The sequence below is a fragment of the Psychrobacter sp. C 20.9 genome (genome assembly GCF_001921765.1).
GTDB classification, from domain to species: domain Bacteria; phylum Pseudomonadota; class Gammaproteobacteria; order Pseudomonadales; family Moraxellaceae; genus Psychrobacter; species Psychrobacter piscatorii_B.
Genome location: NZ_MRYC01000015.1, coordinates 48166 through 75143, shown reverse-complemented (window position 1 = coordinate 75143; position 26978 = coordinate 48166). Strand labels below are relative to the sequence as shown.

The window sequence follows — 26978 nt, the reverse complement described above, 5'->3', positions numbered from 1 at the left end:
CCATCTAATTGGTGGTACCTTGAATAGAAAAGGGATGATATTGAAGGGTATTGTGCCAGTAATTGGGAGTTATTACATTAATAACAAAAACAGACTTGCAAGGAGATAAGCATGAGTCAATCAAAAGTATATAACAGTGCTGAAGAGGCACTAAGCGGTATTGTTAAAGATGGGCAAATACTCGCTATCGGTGGTTTTGGTCTATGCGGCATTCCAGAAGCATTGATCGAAGCACTACGTGATAGTGGCGTTAAAGAGTTGACCTGTATCAGCAACAACGCTGGCGTCGATGATTTTGGACTTGGTCTGCTACTACAGACCCGCCAAATCAAGAAAATGATTTCATCATACGTTGGTGAAAACAAAGAGTTCGAACGCCAGTACTTGGCAGGCGAGTTAGAAGTTGAGCTAACCCCGCAAGGTACATTGGCCGAAAAGCTACGCTCAGGTGGTGCGGGTATTCCTGCATTCTATACAGCGACTGGTGTGGGCACATTAGTTGCCGAAGGTAAAGAAACGCGTGATTTTGATGGTCGTACTTATGTATTAGAGCATTCACTGCGTGCGGATGTGGCACTCATCAAAGCACAGAAGGCTGATAAAGCCGGTAACTTGATATTTAATAAGACCGCTCGCAACTTCAACCCAGACTGCGCGATGGCGGGAAAAATCACCATCGTCGAAGTCGAAGAAATCGTCGAGACAGGCACGTTTGATCCAGATGAAGTGCATCTACCAGGTATTTTTGTGCAACGTATTGTATTGAATGCTAGCCCTGAAAAACGTATCGAAAAAACCACGACTAAAGCGGTAGAAGGCGCTTAGATAAAATCATGATTGAGACTTATCGTCAGTTTTTAGATTGATAATAATTTAGATAACTAATTGTTTAGATATAGTCAATCCACTATAAAAGCGTTACAGCGTTAACCTTGCTTGAAGTATGACAGATACATCTGCACTCGGATGCCTTGTACCACTCTCAAATTGGATCAACTATAACTAACGATTTAGACGAATAACAATAGAATATCGTAAAAAATAAGGAAATCAGCATGGCATGGACAAGAGAACAAATGGCGCAGCGCGCGGCAAAAGAGCTACAAGACGGCTATTATGTCAACTTAGGCATTGGTCTACCAACGCTAGTCGCTAACTATATTCCTGAAGGCGTAGACGTATGGCTACAATCAGAGAACGGCTTGCTGGGTATTGGTGAGTTCCCTACCTTAGATGCCGTCGATGCAGACTTGATTAATGCGGGCAAGCAAACCGTGACTGCAGAAGCAGGGGCCAGTTATTTTAGTAGTTCTGAATCTTTTTCGATGATTCGCGGTGGTCATGTCAATTTGGCGATATTAGGCGCCATGGAAGTCTCAGAGCAAGGAGACCTTGCTAACTGGATGATTCCCAAAAAAATGGTCAAAGGCATGGGCGGTGCGATGGATTTGGTCGCAGGCGTACAGCGTGTGATTGTATTGATGGAACAGGTCAATAAGCATGGCGATCCAAAAATCTTAGCCAACTGTGAGCTACCATTGACGGGTAAAGGCGTGGTTGATCGTATCATCACTGAGCTTGCCGTATTAGACGTTACTGACAGTGGCCTAAAATTGGTTGAATTAGCAGATGGTGTTAGCTTTGACGAGCTACAAGAAAAAACGCCAGTTAGCATTGCTCAATAGGATTTATCTCCTAATATTTATAGATCATAATAAGGAACCTATATGGCCACCTAATTACAGCAGGATTTGACAGGTAAAGTGGCATTAATCACTGGCTCTGCAAGTGGTATCGGTCGTGATATCGCTGAGACTTATGCAAAAGCAGGCGCTATGGTTGGTATTGCCGATATCAATCTTGAAGCAGCACAGCAAACGGTTGATGCCATTGAAGCAGGTGGCGGGCGTGCTCTTGCGATTGCGATGGATGTCACCTCTGAAGATGCGGTAAACGAAGGTGTACAGAAATTGGTTGATACCTTTGGCGCTATTGATATTTTGGTGTCTAATGCTGGTATCCAGATTATCGATCCTATCCATAAAATGACGTTTGATGTCTGGAAAAAAATGCTCGCTATTCACTTAGATGGGGCATTTTTGACGATCAAAGCTGCGGTACAGCACATGTATCAAGACGATAAAGGCGGCACGGTCATCTACATGGGCTCAGTACACTCGCATGAAGCGTCACTTTATAAAGCACCTTGCGTCACTGCCAAGCACGGCCTGCTAGGACTGTGCCGCGTATTGGCCAAAGAATGTGCTGAGCATAATGTGCGCTCGCATGTGATCTGTCCAGGATTTGTCAAAACGCCTTTGGTCGAAAAACAAATCCCGCAGCAAGCAAGCGAGAAAGGTATTAGTGAAGAATCTGTCGTTAATGACATTATGCTAGTAAATACTGTCGATAAAGAGTTTACGACGGTAGAGGATATTGCTCAGTTGGCACTATTCTTAGCGGCGTTTCCCAGTAATGTGTTTACAGGACAATCTATCGTTGCCAGTCATGGCTGGTTTATGAATTAATAGACAGATATTGCGCCTATTATAATAGAACAAACCACAATGTCAGACCTACTGGCGTTGTGGTTTTTTTATGCGTCCAATTCAGCTACACTGTCACGATAGAAGGTTTGGCTAAAATGGTCACTGGTTTTATCGTTTGCTCAATAGGAGACGAGATGAATTAAGCTATGTACCAAACTCATCCACTTGTATAGGCAATAATAATAGCTATGTTCAACTTTATGAAGAAAAAAACCACCAAAACCGAAACACCGCAGCAGCAGGCAGAACGTGATAGTGCCGTTGATAAAGTATTGCTTGGGTATGAGATAGGAACAGTCAGTATTGCGACGATGGTCACAGGACTTGAGCGTGACGGCGAGGCGCTGACGCTAGACTTGCGCCTGCCACAAGACAGCAACCCTGAAGCTGTCCAACAAGAGCTTGGCCAGTTGCTGCATCCGCATGGCATTACCACGATTCATATGAATGTGCGCCTGCCTGCTCCAGAAAAAGGGTCAGGTTCAAGCTTACCAAAGCAGATGCCAAAGACAACCAATGCGATGGAGTCCCAGCCTTCATCTGGCGTTAATAACAACGTGAGTAATGCCAATAACGCTAACGCTGAGCCGCCAATTACCAAAGCAGCACCTACGCAAGCTTCATTAGCTGCGCATCCTCGTATCCACCATATTATTGTTGTGGCATCAGGTAAGGGCGGCGTTGGCAAATCAACGACGACTGTGAACATCGCACTGGCATTACAAAAGCTGGGTAACCGCGTGGGCGTGCTTGATGCGGATATATATGGGCCTAGTATGCCGACAATGCTAGGTGTTGCCGATGTGAAGCCGCAATTAGAAAACGAGCAGTTCGTTCCGGTTGATGCGCATGGAATAGCGATGCTCTCCATTGGTAGTTTGCTCGATGGGGAGAACACACCAGTTGCGTGGCGTGGGCCAAAGGCGACAGGTGCGCTGATGCAGCTTTATAATCAAACCAACTGGCCACAGCTAGATTACTTGGTGATTGACATGCCGCCAGGTACGGGCGATATACAGCTGACCTTAGCACAGCGTATCCCAGTGACAGGCGCTGTCATCGTCACGACGCCGCAGCACGTTGCACTACTTGATGCGCAGAAAGGTATTGAGATGTTTAACAAAACCAGTATTCCTGTGCTTGGTGTTGTTGAAAACATGGCGCTGCACACTTGTAGTAACTGCAACCATACCGAAGCGATTTTTGGTACTGGCGGTGGTGAGATTATCGCTGAGCAGTATCAGGTGCCGCTATTAGGGCAACTACCACTTGCCAGTGGTATCCGCGCCCAAGTCGATAAAGGGGAGCCAAGTGTATTGGCTGATGATGAGTTTGCGAATTACTATATCAATATAGCCAAAAACATCGAGACTAATATTGATAAATTTGCTAAGCCTGTTGATGATAAACGTATATTTTAATCGTTTATGATGATTGTTTATCAATAACAAATTAGCCTAAGCAAATATAAAGTTAAAAGCACTTTTATTCTAACAAAGAAGCAAGGAAACTTTGTGAGTGTATCTATTTATCAAAGTCATTTAGAGGCTGCGCCCAAGCAGTACACGTTATTAAAAATGCTGCGTCCGCCCGTGTATGAAATTGAGCTATCAAATAACCAGCTGATTGGCGTTTGCTACTATAAAGATGGTAGTAGCAAGCGCTATCAAGTCAATGCAACCTTTAGTAATAGGCGAATGGTGATTGCCGATTTTTTGTCAGCAGTAGAGGCGATGGCGGCTTTATTGTTAAAGTTTCCCAAGCATCCTTTTGGGACAAATGGTTTTGCCGTAGCAAATGTGACGCAGGAGCTGGCCGATGGACTCACTGCAATAGAGGTCAAAGCCATTACAGAAGCTATTTGGGCCGCATCAAGGCAAGCAAAAAGAACAGTGATAAGTACCGAAGTAAGCTATCAAGGACAAGTGATTAGTCAGTAATAAATGCAAGACAAGGATGTCATAGCAATGCATGGACCTATTAAAAGCGACAAGGTAGATAATGTAGCTTACGCAAATATCATTTCTACGGATATAAAGCCACAAGCTATCGAACAGCTCATCCAAAATGGTCAGCCGCAATTTGGGGTGTTCTCGCAAGTTAAACAAATCAATTATCTCGATTATTACAGTCCGCTAATCTCGCAAAAACCATTATCAAACTGGCGTAAAGACTTCAAGGCCAATCAATTCTGTTTTGTCCAAATCATCGAGCCGCCTTTTAGAGTATGTCTCGCACTGGCAACGATTAAGATTGCCACTAGTGCTTTTGTTTATGTTTACAATGAAGAGACTGCACAATTAGAGATTGGGGAAGCCTTGCAGCCAGTTACGCGCCGTAGTGAATTTAAAGGCGATCACTATCAAGGGCAGATGTCTTTTACCCATAGCAAGCTTAGCCTAACGCTAGGTTTTACCCCAGAGCAGGTGAGTATAGAGCTTGATAGCCAATATCTAGCAGTCCATGCAAAATTAGAGCGTCAGCAGCAGCCGCTTGCGATATGTACGCCAACAGGCAGACGCGGTTGGACGTTTACCCAAAAAGAGCCGTTGAGCGCTGCTAGCGGCGAGATAATTATCAAAGCGGGTGCACAGATAACCGCTGATAGTCAGCAGCAAAAACTTGAATTGAGCAAGACAACAAGAGCCAATCTAGATTGGACACTGGGTTATATGCGTCATGAGACCAATTGGTTTTGGACTTGTATCAACAGCTACCTAGCAGATGGTCGGCATTTTTTATTGAATCTCTCTATGGGTGTCAATGATACAGGTCTAAGTGAGAATGCTTGTTGGCTCGATGGCGAGATTTTTTATCTGCCGCCTGTATTATTTGAGCGTAAAGATACGAATGACTCCTCTGCCAATACTTGGCACATTTATCATCGAAGCTTAGGCTGGAGCAGTGTCGATATCGATTTAACTTTCACGCCGATTAGAGTCTACAAAAAAACAGACAATTTCGGCGTTGTCGCCAGCATCTTTGAGCAGTGGCTAGGGGAGTACAGCGGAGAGATACGCTTAGCTGGGCAAGTGCTACGCTTGGATAAGGTAATGGGACTAGCGGAAGATCACTTTGCAAAATGGTAATATCTGACTCAAGCTGAATAGCGAGTGGATACTTTTATCTCGCGTAAAACCTATAAATTGAGCCATCAATTCCGTATAATCATCGCTATTAAAAATTTGCTAAGGAATAACAATGTCTATTAAGTCTGACCGCTGGATTCGTAAAATGGCCGAAGAGCACGGCATGATCGAGCCATACGAGCCAGGTCAAGTGCGCTTCAATGATGCAGGCGAGCGTTTGGTGAGCTACGGTACCTCAAGCTACGGTTACGATGTACGCTGTGCGCCTGAATTCAAAGTCTTTACCAACGTCCATTCAGTCGTTGTTGATCCTAAAAACTTCGATGATAAAAGCTTTATCGATATCGTCGGTGATGAGTGTATCATTCCGCCAAACTCGTTTGCCTTAGCACGTACGATGGAATATTTCCGTATTCCACGCGACGTACTGACTATTTGCCTAGGCAAGTCGACTTACGCGCGTTGCGGTATTATCGTCAACGTAACGCCGCTTGAGCCTGAATGGGAAGGTCATGTGACACTTGAATTTAGTAACACTACCAATCTACCAGCTCGTATTTATGCAGGTGAAGGCGTGGCACAAATGCTGTTTTTCCAAAGCGATGCCGATGACGTGTGCGAGACCAGCTACAAAGATCGCGGCGGTAAATACCAAGGTCAGCGCGGCGTGACCTTGCCGAGAACCTAGTTAAAGATAAAGTCTCAAGTCTTTGAGCAGCCAATAAAAAAGCCAGTTATATCAAATATGACTGGCTTTTTATTATGTGAAAAATAATCAGTTTGAATGGCTGATTACTTCAGCACTTTCAACCCTGCTTTGTTATCACGTTTCGGTTTAGGTGCGGTAGCAGATTTTTTGCTAGCAATCGATGCGTCGTCGTCTTCTGGTACATAGTTATCATATTCTTTTGGATCAAAGAACATCCCTTGCGAATTTTCTTTAGCATAAATGCCCATTACTGCCGTGAGCGGTACCCAAATCTCCTGTGAGACGCCCCCAAAACGCGCACTAAAATGTATGTAGTCATTTTCCATACTCATATTACCCGTAGCACGGCTGGCGATATTTAGTACGATACGGCCGTCTTGCACATGCTCTGTTGGTATCTGTACGTTATCAGCAGTAGCATCGACCATCAAGTATGGCGTCAAGGCGTTGTCTTCTATCCATTGATATAGTGCACGTACCATATAAGGACGGGTAGGTGTAATAGAGGTGGTTTCGCTCATCTAATGATTTCCTATACTAATGATGTTCAATAATGAAAAGATATTTTATTTAGCAAATTATCGCACAATAAGTGCAAGTCAATTTCTATTATATTGGTACTTATTCTAAGGCAGCTTCTTACACTTGTCTAATCAACGTACGCTTTTTTGGAAGCTACTGCGCTCAAACACTCTCGTTTGATATTCAAACAGTGGACGGCTAATAGCACGTGGCAGCTCAATACCCATCTCATCCAATCGCCATAATAGTGGTGCTAATAGTACGTCACACCAACCAAACTCATCAGCCATAAAATAAGGCTTGTGAGCAAACAGGGGTGATAGAGTAATCAACGAATCACTGAGTTGTTTTTTGGCAACAGCAGCTTGTGCTTTATTAAAACTATCTGGATGCGTGAGGAGGCGCTTACCGAGTACGAGCCAATCACGTTGAATGCGCCAAGCCAATTGGCGAAACTGTGCACGTTCTTGCGGTGTCTCAGGAAGCAGTTTATTGGTATGATAACGCTCTTCAAGATATTCAAAAATAACATTAATCTCATAAAGCGCAATCTCACGCTGCTGCAATACAGGTAAGGTATGATAAGGGTTTAGCTCAGTCAAATCTTCAGGGCGCTCAGAATGTAGACGAGACAAATAGTAAGCAAGCTTTTTTTCTTCAAGTAATAGGCGTACCACATGACTGTCGTAGCCATCATCAGCATATAAAATTAGCTGACTACTTGGAATGTCATTCGCATCAATCATGAAAGCCTAATGTTAAGAGTGAAGGTTGTCATCGTAAACAAACTCGCAGCGTTTATCAAGGTAGTGTACGTAAACATTAGCGCTGAGTGGCTTATTTTCCGGCTTATCTGGTATTTCAGCTTAATGTCAAAGCACAAAAAAAGGCACTACCGAAGTAGTGCCTTTTTTAATTATCAGAACTGTCTGCTAATTATTACTTATTTGACATCTTTCCAGAATTCTTTGTTCAACAAGTAAACTGGGATGAGTAGTACTAATAAGAATAAAATAACAAAGAAACCAATTACTTGACGGTCGTGACGAGCAGGCTCACCCATCCAAGCCATAAAGTTTACTAAGTCACCAACTTCAGATTCAAACTCTTCTTGGCTCAACTCTTCTTGCATGTTGTGCAAAACGTGAGGCATAGCAGCATTTTTGAGCACTAGATTGTTGGCGCCCCAAGGACGGTTTGGATCTTCGTAAAACGATAGTAGGTAAGTATATACCCAGTCATCGCCACGCAGTCTTGTCTCAAGTGATAAATCAGGAGGCGCTGCGCCAAACCAAGATGCTTGAATCTCAGGGTCGATCTCAGCAGTAATATGGTCACCGATTTGATCGGTGGTAACCATCAAATACTTTTCAACCAACTCAGGCGGTATCTCTAAATCTTGTGCAATACGCGAATGACGAACATATTTGGCTGAGTGACACCCAGCGCAGTAGTTCATAAAGATTTTCGCGCCGTTCTGTAGTGAGCCCTTATTGGTAAAATCAATAGGCGCTGTACTACAAGCCAAATGCTCATCAACACCTTCAGCATTAGTAAACGTGCCACAACCACTGCCTTCAGCCATTGCTGTACCAGCAGTCAAGGTCAATGCCGCGCCTAAGCCTAGACCAGCTAGGGATTTCATTAGCGTGCTCATTAGTGACCTCCGGTAACGCGTTCTGGTGGCTGTTTACACTTCTCGATGGCAGTGTAGAACGGCATCAGTAAGAAGAACAAGAAATATAGAATCGTGAATACACGAGCCATGATAGTTGCCGTTGGTGTAGCAGGCGTCGCACCTAAGTAACCCAATACAACAAAGCTAATAGCAAATACAGTTAGTGCAATCTTAGACAAGATACCTTTGTAGCGCATTGAGCGTACAGGCGATCTATCAAGCCATGGAATCAAGAACAGTACAGCAATAGCAGCACCCATGGCGATAACGCCACCAAGCTTGTCAGGAACTGCACGCAAGATAGCGTAGAATGGTGTGTAGTACCATACTGGTGCAATATGCGCTGGTGTTTTCAGTGAGTTGGCAGTCTCAAAGTTTGGTGGCTCAAGGAAGAAACCGCCGCCTTCTGGGAAGAAGAATACCACTGCAAAGAAACAGATAAAGAATACTACGATACCCACCATATCATGCACAGTGTAGTATGGATGGAATTCGATACCGTCTAATGGTACGCCATTTTTGTCTTTTAGCTTTTTGATGTCGATACCATCAGGGTTGTTCGAACCCACATGGTGCAACGCCACGATATGCATAAATACTAGGCCCACGAGTACTAATGGAATAGCAACAACGTGTAGAGCAAAGAAACGGTTTAGGGTAATACCTGAGATGATATAGTCACCACGTACCCATTCAGCAAGGCCATCACCAATAACAGGTAGAGCTGCAGGTAAGTTCAAGATAACCTGTGCACCCCAAAATGACATGTTGCCCCAAGGGAGTAGGTATCCAAAGAAACCTTCGGCCATAAGAGCCAAATAGATGCCCATACCGATGAGCCAGATAAGCTCACGAGGTTTTTGATATGAACCGTATAGCAAGGCTCGGAACATATGCAGATAGACAACGACGAAGAACGCAGAGGCGCCAGTCGAGTGCATATAACGGATGAGCCAACCGCCTTTGACATCACGCATGATGTATTCTACAGACGCAAATGCGCCCTCGGCACTAGGGTTGTACATCATGGTCAGCCATATACCAGTCACCAATTGGTTGACCAGTACAATCATTGATAGCACGCCAAAGAAGTACCAAAAGTTGAAGTTCTTTGGTGCGTAGTACTTTGACATATGGTATTCATAGGTTTCGGTCGCTGGAAAACGCGCGTCCACCCAATGCATTAACTTTTTACCCATACTCATATTAAGCCTCCCCAACCGTCAAGATGGTACCATCCATACCATATTCTGGAACGGGTAAATTAAGTGGTGCAGGGACGCCGCTATATACGCGACCTGCTAAGTCATATTTTGACCCGTGACACGGACAGAAAAATCCGCCGTACCAATCATTACCACCTAAATCCACCGCGCCCACATCAGGACGGTAGTTTGGTGCACAGCCCAAATGTGTGCAAACGCCTTCGACCACCAATACGGTTGGATCTAAAGAGCGAGTAGGATTTTTGCAATATTCAGGTTGTAGAGACGCATCAGACTCAGGATCAGATAATAGAGGTTTGACTGACTCTAGTCCTGCAACCATGTCTTCGGTGCGCTTAACCACATAAATAGGTTTACCACGGTATTTGACGACGATCATTTGTCCATCTTCGATAGAACCAATATCTTGGGTCACTGCAGCCCCTGCAGCCTCAGCTTTAGCGCTTGGGTACCAAGAACGGACAAAAGGTGTCGCCACGGCAGCTACCCCAGCTGCACCAATCGCGGCAGTTGAGGCAATAAGAACTCTACGGCGTTGTACATTAACGCCTTCGGCTTGGCTCATTAATACTTCCTCCAGGTGAATGAAATGGGATTATCCCACACTGGGTTTGTGGCTTAGAAAATATACAATATCAAGCCACTTTAGCTGTGCCTAATTTTGCTAATTGTTACTATTCTAAGCTATTTCGGTGATAAAATAAATTATTGCGTTAAAAATAAAGCAACCTTAATAGGGCATATTAGGGGGTTGAATATGACAACCATATTAAAACAGTCGGATTATCAATGTTTAACGCCAACTTTGCTTTTATAGGGATTGTAAATGTCATGACCTTATAATTAATAAGGATTTTTCAGCAATAGCGAATGATACTTGAAATTACGAAAATGTTCACTAACTTTCACCATCTCACTACTGGATAAAACGTCATAAAACGAATATCACCACTCCATATAATAAAGTGGTGATGCTTTCAGAATAATTAATAATGCTTTATCAGACTATCAGAAACTTGTTTATCGACATACGCAATGCAAAGTACATATGCGATATTCTAATAAATGTGGCTAGAGAAGTGCCATTATTAGCCTTCAAGCTCGCTCCAACGCTCAAGCTTACTCATCATTTCATCTTCGATTGTCAATAACCGCTCACTTGCGGCTGTCGCTGCATCAAAGTCGGTATTAAACCAAGAGCCATCAGCCAATTTTTCTTGTAGTTGAGTTTGTTCGGCTTCGAGTGCGGCGATTTCTTTTGGTAAGTTATCCAATTCACGCTGCTCATTATAATTCAGCTTTTTGGCTGCTTTTTTAGGCTTGGTATCTGCGCCAGATTTATTTGCCGCTTTTTTGCTGACCGCATTATTGGCAGGTGTTTTTGCGGCACGTGCTGCCTCTTCTCGGGTTTTTTGCACCAAATACTCTTGGTAGCCGCCGACATACTCTTTGACGATGCCATTGCCATTTTCATCCGTGTCAAATACCCAGGTGGAGGTGACCACATTGTCCATAAATGAGCGGTCATGACTGATCAGCAAGATGGTACCGTTAAAGCTGCTGACTGACTCTTCTAATAGCTCAAGTGTCGCCATGTCCAAATCGTTGGTTGGCTCATCGAGCACCAAAATATTAGCAGGTTTCAATAACTGCTTGGCCAGCAATACACGGTTACGCTCACCACCAGATAGTGCTTTGACAGGGGTACGTGCACGCTCTGGTGCAAATAAGAAGTCTTGTAAATAGCTCATGATATGTGTCTTGCGACCGCCAACTTCGACAAAGTCAGAACCTTCTGAGACGTTTTGCGCGACGCTGGCTTCAAGATCTAGCTGATCACGTAGCTGGTCAAAAAACGCGATTTTTAGATTGGTGCCCAGTTCAACACTACCCGTTTTAGTGACTTCATCGTCAGACATGTCGAGTAGGGCTTTGATAAGGGTGGTTTTACCAGCACCGTTAGGGCCGACAATACCGATTTTGTCGCCGCGCATAATAGTGGTCGTAAAGTTGTCAACCAGTACATTACCCTCATATTCAAGGTGCAGGTTTTTGACTTTACAAACGAGCTTGCCGCTTTTTTCGCCTTGACCCATCGTGATGTTTACATTACCCACTTGCTCACGGCGTTCGCGGCGCTCTTCACGCAATGCTTTTAGTTCACGGACGCGGCCTTCATTACGGGTACGGCGGGCTTTGATACCTTGGCGAATCCAGACTTCTTCTTGCGCCAGTTTTTTATCAAAGTTGGCGTTGTTCTTTTCTTCAGCCTGTAATTGTAGCTCTTTTAGCTCTTGGTAGCGGGCGTAGCCACCTTCGCCTTGGGTCACGTCATAGCTGGTCAATTGACCACGATCAAGCTCGATGATACGAGTCGATAATTTATTCACAAATGCTCTATCATGGGTCACGAACAACAACGTCAGACCTTGCCAGTCAAGCAAAAAGCGCTCTAGCCATTCGATACTTTCAACGTCCAAATGGTTGGTTGGTTCATCGAGTAAGAGCACGTCAGGCTTGGTTACTAACGCACGAGCAAGTAGTACGCGGCGCTTACGACCACCAGAGAGTGATGACAAATCATCTTCCGGATCAAGTCCCATCGTTGTGATCAGACGCATGGCATCACGTTCTAAATCCCAACCATGTACCGCATCGATATCATGCTGCAGGGTCGCCATATGCTCGCAAGCGTCCATGTCGCCATTGGCGCACATCTCCACTTGCTTGTTATAGTTAATGAGCAAGTCAGCTGTGCGGCGGCTACCGCCCATGACGATATCGAGTATGCGTCCGCTCGACTCGGGGACGTCTTGCTCAAGCATCGCAACACGCATACTGCTGTTGGTAATAATCTCGCCACTGTCAGGCTGCAATGAGCCATTAATCAGTTTGAATAAGGTGGATTTACCTTCGCCATTGCGGCCAATCAAACACACACGCTCGCCTGAATTGATAGAAAAATCAATACCATCAAGAACAGGCGCGACGCCAAACGCTAAGTGAATGTCTTTTAAATGAATCAGTGCCATAGAGTATCTTAAGCTTATATAATAGTGAGGTAGGGGTTGTTGTAAAATTGCCAGCAGTATAACATGCCACCGCGCAACTGTAGTGCGAGTAAATCGTTTTATTAGTACTATTTATAGCTGTTATTCATAGTGGCTATTTTTTGATTAGCATGATGGGTTTAATGATGCCACTTAGGTTTTGTCACCTATTTTACTTACTAAACCTTTCAGCCTTATATTTACGATACTTTAGAGAAAAATATGAATCAATCTAATAACAAAGATGCTGCTGCGAGCATACAAGACGACTTGCAAACCCAAGTAATTGATCTGCAAATGAACGTAGCCCACCTTGAGATCACAGTAGAAAGGCTTGATGAGGTGATCGCACGTCAAGACAAAGATATTCAGACATTACAACGTCAGCTACAACTGATTTATAAGCAAATAGAAAATCAAGACCCAGAGAGTGGTATTGCCCCATTTGATGTGATGGCGGATAGACCGCCACATTACTGAAAAATAATAGCAAGTAAGATAACCAGTAGTAAATGGTCGCAATATGTATATTTTTAGATAAAGGTACCCTTTGGTGACTTAATAGTCATAATATGGAAATAATGTATTTTGGCAGTTGTTTTAGTGTTAAAAAATCTTTACTATCTTCCATCTCGGATGCTGCTTACTTAAGAGAATTAAGTAAAGCAGTAAAACAATGCGGATGTTTGGAGATGTAAAATGCGCGCCACCTTTCACTTAAAAACCCTTGCAGTGGCTATCGCTGCTCTATCTGTCGCTAGCGCTGCTAGTGCTGCTGGTCTTGACCGTTCAGGTCAAGATGTCACCGCATTCCTACAAGATGGCACCTATGCTGAAGCTGTCTATACTTATATCGATGCTGATGTAACGGGTGAAGACAAATCAGATGAAAGAAATAAGATTGATGACATTGCAGAGTCTTATGACTTTTTCCGTTATGGCGTAAAAGCAGACATCAACGACACGTTTAGTGTTGGCGTCTTATATGATGAGCCTTTTGGCGCAGCCGCTGACTATACTGGTGATAATAACTTTGTAAATGCAAACGGTGAGGGTACTAACGTAGAAGTACGTACAGAGAGTATTACTGGTATCCTTGGTGCGAAGTTTGGTCAAAATAAAAACTTCCAAGTATACGGTGGCCCAGTTGCTCAGCGCGTAAAGGCAGATGTAAAGCTACGCGGTCCTGCTTATGAAGCTGCGAACGGTTACACTACGAATATTAATGCTGATCAAGATTACGGTTATATCGCAGGCGTAGCTTATAGCAAGCCTGAAATTGCGTTAAAAGCATCATTAACATACCGATCGGAAATCGAACATAACGCTCAAGCATCTGAAATTTATCCTGTTGTAGGTTCTGGTCTTATACCAGCTTCTGTGGTTTCTGCACTTGGCCTGTCAACAAACAGAGTTGATAGCATTGAAATAACTACGCCTGAATCAGTGAACTTTGATTTTCAAACTGGCATCAACCCTACAACCCTAGCGACTGCAAAAGTACGTTGGGTACCATGGAGTGATTTTGCTATCGTACCATCACTATATAACGATGTTAGCAAGATTTCGACTCAGGATGATAAGGGGTTAGCGTTAGTTAGCTATGATGACGACCAATGGCAAGTAGAGCTAGGATTGGCTAAGCGTGTCGCGCCAGCACTTGCTATCAGTGGTACTGTTGGTTGGGACAGTGGTGCAGGTAACCCAGTCACCTCATTAGGTCCTATCGAAGGCTATTATAGCGCTGGTCTTGGCGCGAAATATAATGTGACCGAAAACTGGGCGATATCTGCTGGCGGTAAATACTTATGGTTCGGTGATGCCAAAGGTCAAATCCCAACTAAGACGATCGTTAGTGATTTCGAAAGTAACGATGGTTTTGTATTGGGTGTAAAGGTATCTTACCAAGCTCAGTAAATCACAAATAAATTATGTGATACTGTTTGCTACTAATATAAAAAAGCGATCCTTTAAGGGTCGCTTTTTTATTATGTGTTTTTAGAAATCACATTTAACAGACTATAGGTAAAAATATTTATTTTATGACTATAGACCTCACCGTAAAAAACACACTAAGGATAAAAAGTAAACCACAGCATTTTATTTATATCTTATATGTACTGTTCAGTCATAATTGAGAAATAAAGCACTTTAAATGTTGTTTTAGTGTCAAAAAGACATTAGTATTCAACTTAGGACGAAACTTTAGTAATACCAGTATTAAGCATAGCAATGCTACATAATGGTTATTAAAGTATTAATACAACAAGGACCGTTGGAGATACACAATGCGCACTACCTTTCATTTGAAAACCCTTGCAGTAGCTATTGCTACTCTCTCTGTTGCTAGCGTAACCAACGCTGCTGGTCTTGATCGTTCAGGTCAAGATGTCACTGCTTTTTTTCAAGATGGCACTTACGCTGAAGCGGTCTATACTTATATTGACGCTGATGTAAGCGGCTACGATAGTGCTAACACTAACCCTTCTCAAAATGATTATGTACGTGGTGATAAGACAGGTGATATTGCTGAGTCTTACGATTTCTTCCGCTATGGCGTAAAAGCAGATATTAACGATACCTTTAGTGTTGGTATTTTATATGACGAGCCTTTCGGTGCAGCTGCTGAATATACCCAAAGTAACTTTGTCTCACAAGGAGATGTCGACGCTTCTATTGCTTCTATTACTAATGGTGCAGCGCCAAGTCTGGCAGCGGCACAGGGTGCAATCGGTGCTCTGGCTGCAGGAGAAACAGCGGGTGTTTTGACTCCAGAACAGCAGGCTCAATTAGACGGATTGCGTGGAGCAGTAGCAGTAGCACAAGCTGAAGCAGGTAATGCAGGCGAAAATACTAATGTAGAAGTCCGTAGCCAAAGCTTGACTGGTATTCTGGGAATGAAATTCGGTGCCAATAAAAACTTCCAAATTTATGGTGGTCCAGTTGCTCAGCGTATCCAATCTGAAACCAAATTGCGTGGTCTCGCTTATGGTCCAGCGACTGGCTATACGTCAAACAGCAATCCTGATATGGATTATGGTTATATCGCAGGCATTGCCTATAGCAAGCCTGAAATTGCTCTAAAAGCAGCGTTGACTTATCGTTCTGAGATTGATCATGATATAGATATCTCTGAGAATTATCCTATAGCAGGTATTTTGGCTCAAGAAGCTGCTTTGCAGCAAGGAGCGACTCCAGCACAGGCAGCGGCTATAGGGGCTGCGGCTGCTAACCGGAACAGTAATTATGAGATTACAACCCCTAAATCAGTCAACTTTGATTTCCAAACAGGTATCAATCCGACTACTTTAGCAACGGCAAAAGTGCGTTGGGTACCATGGAGCGATTTTGTCATCACACCACCATTATATAATGACGTTAGTAAACGTAATTACGGCCCTGATGGTTTGGACTTGGTTGAATACGAAGATGACCAATGGCAAGTGGAGCTTGGTCTTGCCAAGCGTGTTGCACCAGCACTTGCTATCAGTGGTACTGTGGGTTGGGATAGTGGTGCCGGTGATCCAACAACGTCGTTAGGTCCTGTAGATGGCTATTACAGCGTCGGTCTTGGTGCCAAATACAACGTGACGGAAAACTGGGCAGTGTCGGCTGGTGGTAAATACTTATGGTTCGGTGATGCAAAAGGTCGTCTACCTAGTGGAAAAATCGTTGGTGATTTCCAAGATAATGATGGTTACATTGCTGGTTTAAAGCTTTCTTATCAGGGTAAATAATCGATTTGTATCTCCTGTAGACAATAAAAAGCGGCCTATCATAGGTCGCTTTTTTATTGATTCCAATATTTTGAAGTGAATAAAAACTCTTAGATATGGAAAGATATTTAGAGTGTTTTACAGAGAGTAAATTAATAACTGATAGCTACAACCTACTTACTACTCATATGTTGTTATACGTGTGATATCTGCCTTCCAGTTGATTGAATGGTAAGCAATGTATCCATTGTCGCTACCTATATGATAGTTAGCTATCCATATAGGTAGGGGCATGTTTAGACAGATCCATTTGGCAATAGTACATAGCTATTCTATTAAGAGTAGATACTCATAATAGAAGGTTAGAGCAGCCTTCCTACTTATAATAGTAGCTACTTACATCATAATTAATAGCTACCAATAAAAAACCTCGCCATTAGTGGCGAGGTTTTTTTATAGTGATAAGGTAAAGTTACTGTATAAACCTACTTGTTCAGGTTCAATTCCATCTCTTTGTATTTAGCGGCGACTGATTCTCTTGGGCCACCAGTCATGATACTTACTGCAAAGATAGCGATGGTACTTAAGATAAAGCCTGGAACAATAGCATATAACCAGCTATTTAGTGCCATACCATCTACCTGGAAAGGACCATAAATCCATAGGATAACAGTCAATGCACCAACAACCATACCAGCAACAGCACCATTACGGTTCATGCGGCGCCATGTGAGACTGAAAATAACCAACGGCCCAAACGCTGCACCAAATCCTGCCCATGCGTTTGATACTAGGTTCAATACTGAGCTGTCTGGATCAGAAGCTAACAAGATAGCAACAATAGCGACCACGACAACTGAGATACGTCCAACCAATACTTGACGAGCTTCTGGTGCATCTCTGTCAAAGAATAGTTTATAAACGTCTTTGGTTAATGAGCTTGATACTACCAATAGCTGCGATGAGATGGTACTCATGATGGCCGCTAAAATCGCTGCTAATAGAAAACCTGAAACCAACGGGTGGAATAGGAACTGAGTGAATACTAAAAAGATAGTCTCAGGATCATCTAACGTCATAGCTGTCTTTTGTACATAAGCACGACCAGCAAAACCAGTCATGAGCGCACCAATAAGACTGACAATCATCCAGCTCATACCGATATTACGCGCAGTAGGCACATCTCGTACTGAGCGGATTGCCATAAAACGTACAATAATATGCGGCTGACCAAAATATCCTAAACCCCATGCCATGAGTGAAATGATACCGATGATACTCATACCGCTAGTAATATTTAGTAGGCTTGGATCAATGTTTCTAACGGCTTCAGTCGTGGCTGAAACACCGCCAAGATCCGTAAAGGCAACGAGAGGTACAATGACCATCGCAAACAGCATGATGATACCCTGAACAAAGTCAGTCATCGATACTGCTAAGAAACCACCGAATAGCGTGTAACCGACAACGACGCCAGCAGTCACCCAAAGTCCTGTGGTGTAAGATAGGTTAAGTGAGCTTTCAAAAAGCTTACCACCGCCTACGAGACTTGCCGCTGTGTAGACAGTAAAGAATAAAATGATAACCAAAGCGGAGATTACACGCAGCATATGCGATTTATCTTCGAAGCGGTTGGCAAAATAGTCAGGCAAAGTAATAGCGTTATCAGCGACTTCGGTATAAACACGAAGACGCGGTGCTACGATGATATAGTTTAAAAAGGCACCAAGGGTCAAACCAAGTGCGATCCAAATACTCACCACACCATCTGCATACATATAGCCTGGTAGTCCGAGTAGCAACCAACCTGACATGTCCGATGCGCCTGCTGAAAGTGCAGTAACTGCTGGACCTAGATTACGTCCTCCTAAAAGATAACCCTCGGTATCATTGGCTTGCTTAAAATAAGCATAAACACCAATTCCAATCATCACTAAAAAATAGGCGCCAAGTGATATAAGCACGCCACTAGAAACTCCGTTCATATAAGTTATCCTTAACCAACATTGTTGGCTTTAATTATTTTTTAACTATAAAAGTTCTGTCATAAAAGACGATGCCTCAAACAAAATATCTCAAACAATGTCTAAAGACAAAAAAAGCCATTAATTAAGACATAATGGCTTTTTTCAGTATCTTTTGTAGTTTTATATGATTGATGTCGTTATATGGCTAGCACTCATATAGAGATAGAGAACAATGGGAACCTCGCATTCCATTTATAGACTGTTGTTGCTCGCATCTGCTATTTATATATGAGTATTAGCAACCTACATAACCAATCAGCGAAACCATTAAACCTACTGTTAACCATCATATCTTACTAGAAGTATTCAATATATGACTATCAGTGTCCTTGTGGTAAATTTTTGTTATTAAAACAACGTCAAGCATATTATAACGTATGAGAGTCACAAATGCGAATAGCTTAAATACTTAAATTGTTATATTAGGATGGTTTTACTCAATCGGCGCAAGCAAATCGAGTAGTGCGGTTACGCTACTAGATTGTGTTAGCTTCGGATTGATAACCACACCTAAATAACGTTGTAATTCAATATTGTCGGCCATGTCGATACGTTCCAAATCTTGACTGACCATAGTTTGTGGAAGGACTGACCAACCCAGTCCAACAGAAACCAGCATCCGAATAGATTCAAGCGGATTGGTACTCATCGTGGCATAAGGTTTTAGGTTATGCTTAGCAAACTCAGCCAAAGTAATCTGACTGGTAAAGGTATTCGCAGAAGGCAAAATCGCAGGATGGCGTGCTAACTGCTCTAAAGTGACATTAGATTTGGTTGCCAAAGGTGACAAAGTACCCGTCATAAAATAAAGTGGATCTGACCAAAGCGTGTGATAGGTCAAGCGTTTATCGTATACAGGCGGTAGCGTGACAAACGCCAACGATAGATCGCCATCTAATACGGCTTTATGTGCTTTTTCTGAATCGACAAAATGAACCTCTAACTGAACAGCGGGATAAGTCTGAATAAAATGCTTAAGCACGGGTGCTAGATGATGCAAACCAATATGATGGCTCGTGCCAATCACAAGCTTGCCAGAGACGATATGCTGAGAATGCTGCAAGTTAATCTTGAAGTTCTCATAATCTTCCAACCAACGTTTTGCATGTGGCAGCATCTCAATAGCAGCCTGCGTAGGTACAATCCCGCGGCCTACAGTATCAAATAAAGTAATGTTAAACTCATCTTCTAAGTTTTTGATGCGCTTACTGACGGCAGGCTGAGTGATGAACAGCTTTTCTGCGGCACCTGAAATACTGCCAGTGTGCATAACGGTAACGAATGTCGTCAAGTTTGTGGTGTTCAAACGGATTTCCTTAGCTACTTTATGAGCTATAAATAAAAGTGGGCTGAGCCAATGATAATGTATTAAAAATAAAAGTTTGCATCTGGTTAAAAATCATCAATTATTATTATAGGATTTGCCTGCTATAATCACAAGATATCAAGGCGTATTGTCACATATTTATTCTTTTAGGTTGATTATTTGCAGTCTCAAGCGTGTTTTAGGCGCTGCTTATAGCCACAAATCTAAAATTATTAATGAATAATATTTATACTACACAAAATATAGCAATTCTAGAATATATATTTCAATATCATTGATTAGGTAGAAGTTATTGCAAAATGATGCTCTCACACAAATCATAAAGAGCTATCATGCAGTTAAATACGACATTATAGATAAATCTAATCGTTAATTGAACAAACAGAACCTTAGCTTACCAACAGGTGAGCAAGCGAAAATCAAGTCAGTAGTAATTAATAAAGGATAGCATCATGGCCGGTCAAACTTTATATGACAAACTTTGGAATGCTCATGAAGTCACCAAGCGTGACGACGGTTCGAGCTTAATTTATATCGATCGCCATCTGTTGCATGAAGTGACGAGTCCACAAGCGTTTGAAGGGTTGGAGCTTGCCAATAGAGCACCATGGCGTTTGTCTGCCAATATCGCCAGTCCTGACCACAATGTGCCAACAGTCACCAAAGAGCGCTCAGCAGGTGTCCCTGGTATTAAAGACAAGGTATCACGTCTGCAGGTTGTCACATTGGATGAGAACTGCACCAAATTTGATATCGCAGAATTTACAATCAACGATGCGCGTCAAGGAATTTTGCATGTCGTTGGTCCTGAGCAAGGTCTTGTGTTGCCAGGTATGACCGTTGTTTGCGGTGATTCGCATACAGCGACACATGGCGCACTTGGTTGCTTGGCACATGGTATCGGCACTTCTGAAGTTGAGCACGTATTGGCAACGCAGTGCTTGATCCAAAAGAAATCAAAAAATATGCAAATCCGCGTCACTGGTCAACTTGGTGCGGGCGTGACCTCAAAAGACGTCGTGCTGGCCATTATTGCGAAGATCGGTACGGCAGGCGGAACTGGACATGCGATTGAATTTGCAGGTCAAGTGTTTGAAGACATGAGTATGGAAGGTCGTATGACTGTCTGTAACATGGCAATTGAGGCTGGTGCTCGCGTGGGTATGGTTGCCGTTGATGATACGACGATAGACTATGTTAAAGGTCGCCCGTACGCGCCAAACGAGTCACAGTGGCCACAAGCTGAAGCCTACTGGCGTACATTATATTCAGATGATGACGCAGTATTTGATACCGTGGTTGAGATCGATGGTAGCCAAATAGCACCGCAAGTATCTTGGGGTACCTCGCCTGAGATGGTCGTTGATATCACCCAATCGGTACCGACACCTGACCAAGCCATTGATGAAGCCCAAGAAGAAGGTTGGTTACGCGCATATACCTATATGGGTTTAGAAGCTGGTCAGAAAATCACGGACATTCAGCTTGATCGTATATTTATTGGCTCATGTACCAATTCGCGTATCGAAGATTTGCGGGACGCTGCAGCAGTGATCAAAGGACGCAAAGTGGCTGATAATATCAAAGAAGCCATCGTTGTTGCAGGTTCTGGACAAGTAAAACTACAAGCAGAGGCTGAAGGTTTAGATGCTTTGTTTACCGAAGCGGGTTTTGAATGGCGCGAGCCGGGTTGTTCAATGTGTCTTGCCATGAATGCAGACAAACTTGAGCCGCAAGAGCATTGTGCATCGACGTCTAATCGTAATTTCGAAGGTCGTCAGGGTAATGGTGGTCGTACGCATTTGGTCAGTCCAGCAATGGCAGCTGCAGCAGCGTTGGCAGGTCATTTTGTGGATGTGCGCACTTATTAACGTACTCTAAAAAAATGGCAAATTTTGAAGTAACTAGAGATTCTGTTTGTATGGGTGATGATGCGGATGCACCTCATCATGCTGAATTTAGTTTAGAAACAACACTACCTTTGAAAGAGTTGATAATTACAATTTTAGATAATTATCGATTGGCTAGTGTTGCAAGCCCCATTGTTCATTGGGTATGCAAAATTAACAATGTTCATGTGGCTACTATTACAGTTACTGATCGCTCATATAGACAGATTGATTTTGAAGAGGATTTCATCATTGAGTTATCTTCAATGAATCAAGTACACTTTAAGTATGCTTGTTAAGTTTAAAGTGGAATTGGCGATAATTAATTCAATAATTCTGGCAACTTTACACTTAGAAAACACAAGCTAATAGAAAAGGAAAAACCATGCAAGCTTATAACACCCAAACCGGTATCGTTTGCCCACTTGATCGTGCAAACGTCGATACCGATCAAATTATCGCAAAACAGTTTTTGAAGTCTATTAAACGTACAGGCTTTGGCGTGAATTTATTTGATGATTGGCGTTATCTTGATGAAGGATATCCGGGCCAAGACCACAGCACACGCGTTATCAATCCAGACTTTGTATTGAATAAACCCCGCTATCAAGGCGCTACTATATTGCTGGCACGCAGAAACTTTGGCTGCGGCTCTAGTCGTGAGCATGCACCTTGGGCATTATCAGAATATGGCTTTCGTACGGTTATCGCACCAAGTTTTGCTGATATCTTTTACAATAACTGCTTTAAAAATGGCATGTTGCCGATTGTACTAGATGAAGCGATTGTGGATACATTAATGAAGGCGACTGTTGCCAATGAAGGCTATGAGCTGACGGCAGATCTTGAGCGTCAGGTAGTCATCACGCCAACAGGTGAAGAGTATGCTTTTGAAGTGGATGCTTTTCGCAAACATTGCTTGTTAAATGGGCTAGATGATATCGGTTTAACCTTGCAGCAAAGCGATGCTATCAAAGACTATGAGCATAAAATGATGCAAAAAACGCCATGGATCTTTAACGATGTACGCGCTTAGATAAGGATTTTATGATCCCTTGCTCACAAAACTGCTGGTCAGTCGCAACGCAGCGTTGAGTTATGGTGGTGAACTGGCTAAAATGAAGGGTAGTTTTTACCATACTTTATTATCTCTCTTATGAATAGTAGCCGCCATTATGAATAAAAAACGTTATGCTCTATCGACAAGTACGATTGTTGCTGCAAGCTTATTTTTGTCAGGCTGCCAGCTATTGACGGGCTATCAAAAAATAGATGAGGCAGAAAGTGCTGAAGCGTGGGTAGGTAATATCCAACCCGTTGCTGGCGAAGTGAACATCGCGTGCGTCGGTACTTACCACTGTGAAATCGTGCAAATAGATCAGACACTGGTTGTTTCCCCTGATAATCATGAGCCAGTTAATCCTCAGATTGTAGCGTCTTTGCCAAGTTATAAAAGCGCTGCAACGCCCCAAACCAGCATAGAGATGACACCGCTCATGAGTAAAAACTCTATAAAGATAGTGCCATTAGCCGCATCTGGTATGCCAGGGTTGACCAACTATTATGCACGGATGATGCCTGCAAAACGTGAAGTCCATGTCAATTTTTATCCAGAGAATAACATGGGATATGTTGAGCGTTTTGCGATGATTCATGATTTTGCGGACGCAGGTACTTACGAGTTACGTGCTTATCAAAAGAGAAGTAGTGAAAAATCTGGCAGTTTGTTGGATACAGCGTCGCCTGAGCCTTTATGTATTGATCTATTACAAGGTAATAAGGTGCAGCGCCGATTCTGTAAACAGTTAGAGTCTGAGCACCAAGGTGAGTTTGTAGAGACAGGCATGGTCAAAGCAGTGACGTCAGCATCTAAATCTAAAAAGACCACAGCGTAATAAAAATTAATTGATAAAAATATATCCAAAAGGATTAGTATGGCAACGATTTTAACATTAGCGGGCGATGGTATTGGCCCTGAAATCATGACTCAAGCCATCGACGTGCTCAAAGCCGTCAATGAGAAGTTTTCACTTGATTTGACATTAGAGTCTGGATTGATTGGTGGTGTGGCTATTGATGCCACAGGTGAGCCTTTACCTGATGAAACATTAGCGCGTGCACGTGCAGCAGATGCTGTATTATTAGGCGCTGTCGGCGGCCCTAAATGGGATACGATTGAACGTAGTAAGCGCCCTGAGCGCGGTCTGCTTAAAATCCGTGGTGAGCTGGGTTTGTTTGCCAATTTACGTGTGGCAAAGCTTTATCCGCAGCTAGCCAATGCGTCAAGTATCAAGCCTGAAATTATATCTGGTTTAGATTTGCTGATTGTTCGCGAACTGACGGGTGGCATTTATTTTGGCGAGCCACGTGGTATTCGCACACTAGAAAATGGTGAGCAGCAAGGCTATAACACGATGGTGTATAGCACCAGTGAGATTCAGCGTATCGGTAAAGTTGCTTTTGAGTTAGCAAAAACCCGTGCCCAAGCCGCAGGTACAGCTGCCAAAGTATGTTCAGTAGACAAAGCCAACGTCTTAGAAGTGACTGAGCTGTGGAAGCAAACAATGATTCAGATGCAGCAAGCAGAGTATAGCGATGTGGCGTTATCGCACATGTATGCTGACAATGCTTGTATGCAGTTGATCAAAGATCCTAAGCAGTTTGATGTCATGGTAACAGGCAATATGTTTGGTGACATTTTATCTGATGAAGCGGCAATGTTGACCGGTTCTATTGGTATGCTGCCATCAGCGAGCTTGGATGAGTCTGGCAAAGGTATGTATGAGCCATGTCATGGTTCCGCGCCTGATATCGCTGGGCAAGATAAAGCCAATCCATTGGCGACTATTTTGTCTGTCGCTATGATGCTGCGTTATACCTTTAAGCAAGAGGAAGCCGCACAGGCGATCGAGCAAGCAGTCAGTGATGTGCTTGATGATGGTCTGCGTACGCTTGATATTTTAGACAGCAATGAAGCTGGACTCAAGCAAGTGGGCTGCCAAGAGATGGGGCAAGCGGTATTGGCTAAACTGGTATAAGCCAACTAATCTAGTGCAGACCATTTTTATGTAGTTTTCACAGTCTAATCTCGTTCATTTTATACCCATAAGTTGCTGAGCAATTTATGGGTTTTTTATGTTATATGGTATTGAGTCATGCCTTATTGTAAACGGATCAGTGTGTTTGTTCACCCTATTAACAAATGCACAGTAGGAAGAGTCAGTTATTAACATAAAGTTGTTAGGGAATAGTGGTAGGGCTATGGCAATATATTTCTATAATAAATTTTTCGATATTCTTCGATACATGGTAATTATTTAGGGAGTTTTTTTATGTCTCAACTACTTAAGGTTGGCAGCGTTGTTATAGCGATGGGAACAGCGTCCGCATTATTAGTGGGCTGTAGCAGCAATGCTAATAGTACTGAAAATAGCGCACAAACGGCTAATGAGAGCAAGTCGTCTAACAGTGGTATGACAGACACTACAATAGATAATAATAACAATGCAGGTACCGAAGCAGAGCTGAGTACTAGTAGCAACCAATCTACTAGTAACCAAACTAATAGCAACAGTATGGATGCTGATACGATGGACAGCACGATGACTGATAGTAACGATATCAGTCCAGTCACCAACGGTGTTAGTCAGCAAATAGATGGTAATAGCAAAGCCGCAAATTCGCTAAATAAATTATTAACCAAAATTGAATACAGCACAGAAAATCTATCAGAAACTGCTAAAAAGGTAAATGAAGCAACATGGAAAGCTGATACCAAGATTGATCGTAATGTTGGTACCAAATTACAAGCGCTACTGAATTGGAATCATAGTGGTGTGGGTGCGGTCGATGGCTACTGGGGCAAGAACACGCGCAAAGCCATGCAAGCTTTTCAAAAGGCTCAAGGATTACCAGTAACCGAAGCGGTCAATGAAGAGACGTGGCAGGCGTTGACTAAAAATTCTACGCTTACTTCACAGCCTGTATTAGTCAGTTATCAGCTGACAGATGCTGATGTGAATGTCAAAACTACCCAAATTCCTGCTAGTGCTGAAGCCAAAGCCAAGCTAGATGGTATGTATTATGAAAGCGTCCTTGAAGCCTTGGGCGAAAAATTTCATATCAGTCGTGATTATCTCAAATCGCTTAACCCAAATGCCAGCTTTAAAAGTGGCGAAACCATCATTGTCTATAACCCAGGTAACCCTAATACAACGCCAGTGAGCCGAGTGGTCGCTGATAAAGACACGCAAACCTTATATGCATACGATGACAGTGACAATCTGGTTGCCAGCTATCCAACCACAGTAGGGAGCACAGCAACACCTTCACCAACAGGTACGCATAAGGTCAAAGTTAAAATTCACGAGCCAAACTATACCTATACTGGTGATAATGGCAAAAAATCTATTATCCCACCAGGCCCTAATAATCCTGTTGGTGTGGTATGGATTGGCCTTAGCAAACCATCGTATGGCATTCATGGCTCGCCTGATCCTGAACGTATCAGTCGTCAGGCATCAGCAGGTTGTGTTCGCCTCACTAACTGGGATGCATTGAGTCTATTAGGTGTTATCAAGAACGATGCTACTGTCGAGTTCAAATAACTCATCGTTTAATTATTTCATAAAACGCAGACAAAAAAATACCGCTGGAATTTAGCGGTATTTTTTTATGGTGAAACAAACAGCGAATACTAAATAACTAAAACAGTGATAGGCAATAATGAGCAGGTTAGCGTTTTCATTATTATTATCAGTCAAACCACTCAAGCGTCTATATCAGCTATCAGCGATAAAGTAGCTATTCGGCTATTGGCTGTATTTTCATAAATACTTTCATAACCATATGAGTTGGCGAGTATTTAGTTTTTACCACGATAAGTAATACGACCTTTAGATAGGTCATAAGGGGTCATTTCAACCTTAACTTTATCACCTGTTAAGATACGAATATAATGCTTACGCATCTTACCTGAGATGTGTGCAATGATTTCGTGTCCGTTTTCTAAACGAACTTTGAACAAAGTGTTAGGAAGGGTATCAATGACTTCGCCTTCAAATTCGATAATATCGTCTTTTGCCATAATTTGTATCAATCAATTAAAAATAAGCCCATATTATACGTAAGTTAGCAGATTAAAGCAATACAGAACCTGGTTTTGACTTGACAGCATGTAAGTGATATGTATGCTGA

The 26978-nt window shown here is 42.8% G+C and carries 25 protein-coding genes; 16 read left to right on the top strand and 9 right to left on the bottom strand.

Annotated features, from left to right (window positions below):
• Positions 1 to 111 precede the first annotated feature (111 nt).
• The 7 genes from BTW00_RS10715 to dcd all read left to right on the top strand — a co-directional run bounded on the left by BTW00_RS10715 (position 112) and on the right by dcd (position 6326).
• On the top strand, positions 112 to 825 hold the full coding sequence (locus BTW00_RS10715) for a CoA transferase subunit A (RefSeq protein ID WP_075107397.1): 714 nt from the start codon (positions 112 to 114) through the stop codon (positions 823 to 825).
• A gap of 230 nt (positions 826 to 1055) precedes the next feature.
• Positions 1056 to 1685, top strand: a complete 630-nt coding sequence (locus tag BTW00_RS10710; protein ID WP_075107396.1) for a 3-oxoacid CoA-transferase subunit B — start codon at positions 1056 to 1058, stop codon at positions 1683 to 1685.
• 66 nt (positions 1686 to 1751) lie between these two features.
• The gene (locus BTW00_RS10705; protein WP_058024142.1) at positions 1752 to 2528 is read left to right on the top strand and encodes a 3-hydroxybutyrate dehydrogenase; all 777 of its coding nucleotides are present in this window, start codon (positions 1752 to 1754) and stop codon (positions 2526 to 2528) included.
• Positions 2529 to 2737: 209 nt separating this feature from the next.
• Positions 2738 to 3970 carry an iron-sulfur cluster carrier protein ApbC gene (apbC, locus tag BTW00_RS10700; protein ID WP_075107395.1) on the top strand — a complete coding sequence of 411 codons (1233 nt, stop codon included), beginning with the start codon at positions 2738 to 2740 and terminating at the stop codon, positions 3968 to 3970.
• A gap of 93 nt (positions 3971 to 4063) precedes the next feature.
• The gene (locus tag BTW00_RS10695) at positions 4064 to 4489 is read left to right on the top strand and encodes a hypothetical protein (RefSeq protein ID WP_058024140.1); all 426 of its coding nucleotides are present in this window, start codon (positions 4064 to 4066) and stop codon (positions 4487 to 4489) included.
• Between the two features lie 27 nt (positions 4490 to 4516).
• Positions 4517 to 5638: a DUF2804 domain-containing protein gene (locus tag BTW00_RS10690; RefSeq protein ID WP_058024139.1), complete on the top strand. Its 1122-nt coding sequence runs from the start codon at positions 4517 to 4519 to the stop codon at positions 5636 to 5638.
• 112 nt (positions 5639 to 5750) lie between these two features.
• The gene (gene dcd / locus BTW00_RS10685; protein ID WP_058024138.1) at positions 5751 to 6326 is read left to right on the top strand and encodes a dCTP deaminase; all 576 of its coding nucleotides are present in this window, start codon (positions 5751 to 5753) and stop codon (positions 6324 to 6326) included.
• A gap of 104 nt (positions 6327 to 6430) precedes the next feature.
• Here dcd and BTW00_RS10680 read toward each other — a convergent pair whose 3' ends face one another.
• The 6 genes from BTW00_RS10680 to BTW00_RS10655 all read right to left on the bottom strand — a co-directional run bounded on the left by BTW00_RS10680 (position 6431) and on the right by BTW00_RS10655 (position 12805).
• Complete coding sequence (locus BTW00_RS10680) at positions 6431 to 6868, bottom strand: ClpXP protease specificity-enhancing factor (RefSeq protein ID WP_058024137.1); 438 nt, start codon at positions 6866 to 6868, stop codon at positions 6431 to 6433.
• A gap of 132 nt (positions 6869 to 7000) precedes the next feature.
• The gene (locus BTW00_RS10675; protein WP_058024136.1) at positions 7001 to 7615 is read right to left on the bottom strand and encodes a glutathione S-transferase N-terminal domain-containing protein; all 615 of its coding nucleotides are present in this window, start codon (positions 7613 to 7615) and stop codon (positions 7001 to 7003) included.
• Positions 7616 to 7812: 197 nt separating this feature from the next.
• Complete coding sequence (locus BTW00_RS10670) at positions 7813 to 8526, bottom strand: cytochrome c1 (RefSeq protein WP_058024135.1); 714 nt, start codon at positions 8524 to 8526, stop codon at positions 7813 to 7815.
• Positions 8526 to 9746, bottom strand: a complete 1221-nt coding sequence (locus tag BTW00_RS10665) for a cytochrome bc complex cytochrome b subunit (RefSeq protein WP_371531454.1) — start codon at positions 9744 to 9746, stop codon at positions 8526 to 8528. The genes BTW00_RS10670 and BTW00_RS10665 overlap by 1 nt, the downstream gene beginning before the upstream one ends.
• 7 nt (positions 9747 to 9753) lie before the next feature.
• Complete coding sequence (gene petA, locus BTW00_RS10660; RefSeq protein WP_057759305.1) at positions 9754 to 10338, bottom strand: ubiquinol-cytochrome c reductase iron-sulfur subunit; 585 nt, start codon at positions 10336 to 10338, stop codon at positions 9754 to 9756.
• A 523-nt stretch (positions 10339 to 10861) separates the two neighbouring features.
• Entirely contained in the window at positions 10862 to 12805 is a 1944-nt protein-coding gene (locus BTW00_RS10655) for an ATP-binding cassette domain-containing protein (RefSeq protein WP_075107394.1), read from the bottom strand.
• A gap of 240 nt (positions 12806 to 13045) precedes the next feature.
• On the opposite strand from BTW00_RS10655, the gene BTW00_RS10650 reads away from it, so the two are divergent.
• The 3 genes from BTW00_RS10650 (at position 13046) to BTW00_RS10640 (ending at position 16560) form a co-directional block, all read left to right on the top strand.
• Positions 13046 to 13303: a SlyX family protein gene (locus BTW00_RS10650; RefSeq protein ID WP_058024131.1), complete on the top strand. Its 258-nt coding sequence runs from the start codon at positions 13046 to 13048 to the stop codon at positions 13301 to 13303.
• Between the two features lie 219 nt (positions 13304 to 13522).
• Positions 13523 to 14740: an OmpP1/FadL family transporter gene (locus tag BTW00_RS10645; RefSeq protein ID WP_075107393.1), complete on the top strand. Its 1218-nt coding sequence runs from the start codon at positions 13523 to 13525 to the stop codon at positions 14738 to 14740.
• A gap of 371 nt (positions 14741 to 15111) precedes the next feature.
• Positions 15112 to 16560 carry an outer membrane protein transport protein gene (locus tag BTW00_RS10640; RefSeq protein ID WP_075107392.1) on the top strand — a complete coding sequence of 483 codons (1449 nt, stop codon included), beginning with the start codon at positions 15112 to 15114 and terminating at the stop codon, positions 16558 to 16560.
• 464 nt (positions 16561 to 17024) lie between these two features.
• Here BTW00_RS10640 and putP read toward each other — a convergent pair whose 3' ends face one another.
• Positions 17025 to 18524, bottom strand: coding sequence for a sodium/proline symporter PutP (gene putP / locus BTW00_RS10635; protein WP_075107391.1), 1500 nt, complete (start codon positions 18522 to 18524; stop codon positions 17025 to 17027).
• A 475-nt stretch (positions 18525 to 18999) separates the two neighbouring features.
• Complete coding sequence (locus tag BTW00_RS10630; RefSeq protein WP_075107390.1) at positions 19000 to 19872, bottom strand: LysR family transcriptional regulator; 873 nt, start codon at positions 19870 to 19872, stop codon at positions 19000 to 19002.
• Positions 19873 to 20345: 473 nt separating this feature from the next.
• Here BTW00_RS10630 and leuC point away from each other — a divergent pair, with 473 nt between their 5' ends.
• From leuC to BTW00_RS10600, 6 genes are all read left to right on the top strand, one after another.
• Positions 20346 to 21764 carry a 3-isopropylmalate dehydratase large subunit gene (gene leuC, locus BTW00_RS10625; RefSeq protein ID WP_075107389.1) on the top strand — a complete coding sequence of 473 codons (1419 nt, stop codon included), beginning with the start codon at positions 20346 to 20348 and terminating at the stop codon, positions 21762 to 21764.
• Positions 21765 to 21778: 14 nt separating this feature from the next.
• Positions 21779 to 22081: a hypothetical protein gene (locus BTW00_RS10620; protein ID WP_143506591.1), complete on the top strand. Its 303-nt coding sequence runs from the start codon at positions 21779 to 21781 to the stop codon at positions 22079 to 22081.
• 86 nt (positions 22082 to 22167) lie between these two features.
• A complete protein-coding gene (gene leuD / locus BTW00_RS10615; protein ID WP_075107387.1) occupies positions 22168 to 22818 on the top strand; it encodes a 3-isopropylmalate dehydratase small subunit in 651 nt (216 codons plus the stop codon).
• Between the two features lie 139 nt (positions 22819 to 22957).
• On the top strand, positions 22958 to 23677 hold the full coding sequence (locus BTW00_RS10610; RefSeq protein WP_075107386.1) for a hypothetical protein: 720 nt from the start codon (positions 22958 to 22960) through the stop codon (positions 23675 to 23677).
• A gap of 39 nt (positions 23678 to 23716) precedes the next feature.
• Positions 23717 to 24820 (top strand): 3-isopropylmalate dehydrogenase, encoded by a 1104-nt coding sequence (leuB, locus tag BTW00_RS10605; RefSeq protein ID WP_075107385.1) that lies wholly within the window; start codon positions 23717 to 23719, stop codon positions 24818 to 24820.
• 294 nt (positions 24821 to 25114) lie between these two features.
• Positions 25115 to 26389 (top strand): L,D-transpeptidase family protein, encoded by a 1275-nt coding sequence (locus BTW00_RS10600; protein ID WP_075107384.1) that lies wholly within the window; start codon positions 25115 to 25117, stop codon positions 26387 to 26389.
• Positions 26390 to 26646: 257 nt separating this feature from the next.
• On the opposite strand, the gene infA is transcribed toward BTW00_RS10600, so the two are convergent.
• Complete coding sequence (gene infA, locus BTW00_RS10595) at positions 26647 to 26868, bottom strand: translation initiation factor IF-1 (protein ID WP_021814850.1); 222 nt, start codon at positions 26866 to 26868, stop codon at positions 26647 to 26649.
• Positions 26869 to 26978 lie beyond the last annotated feature (110 nt).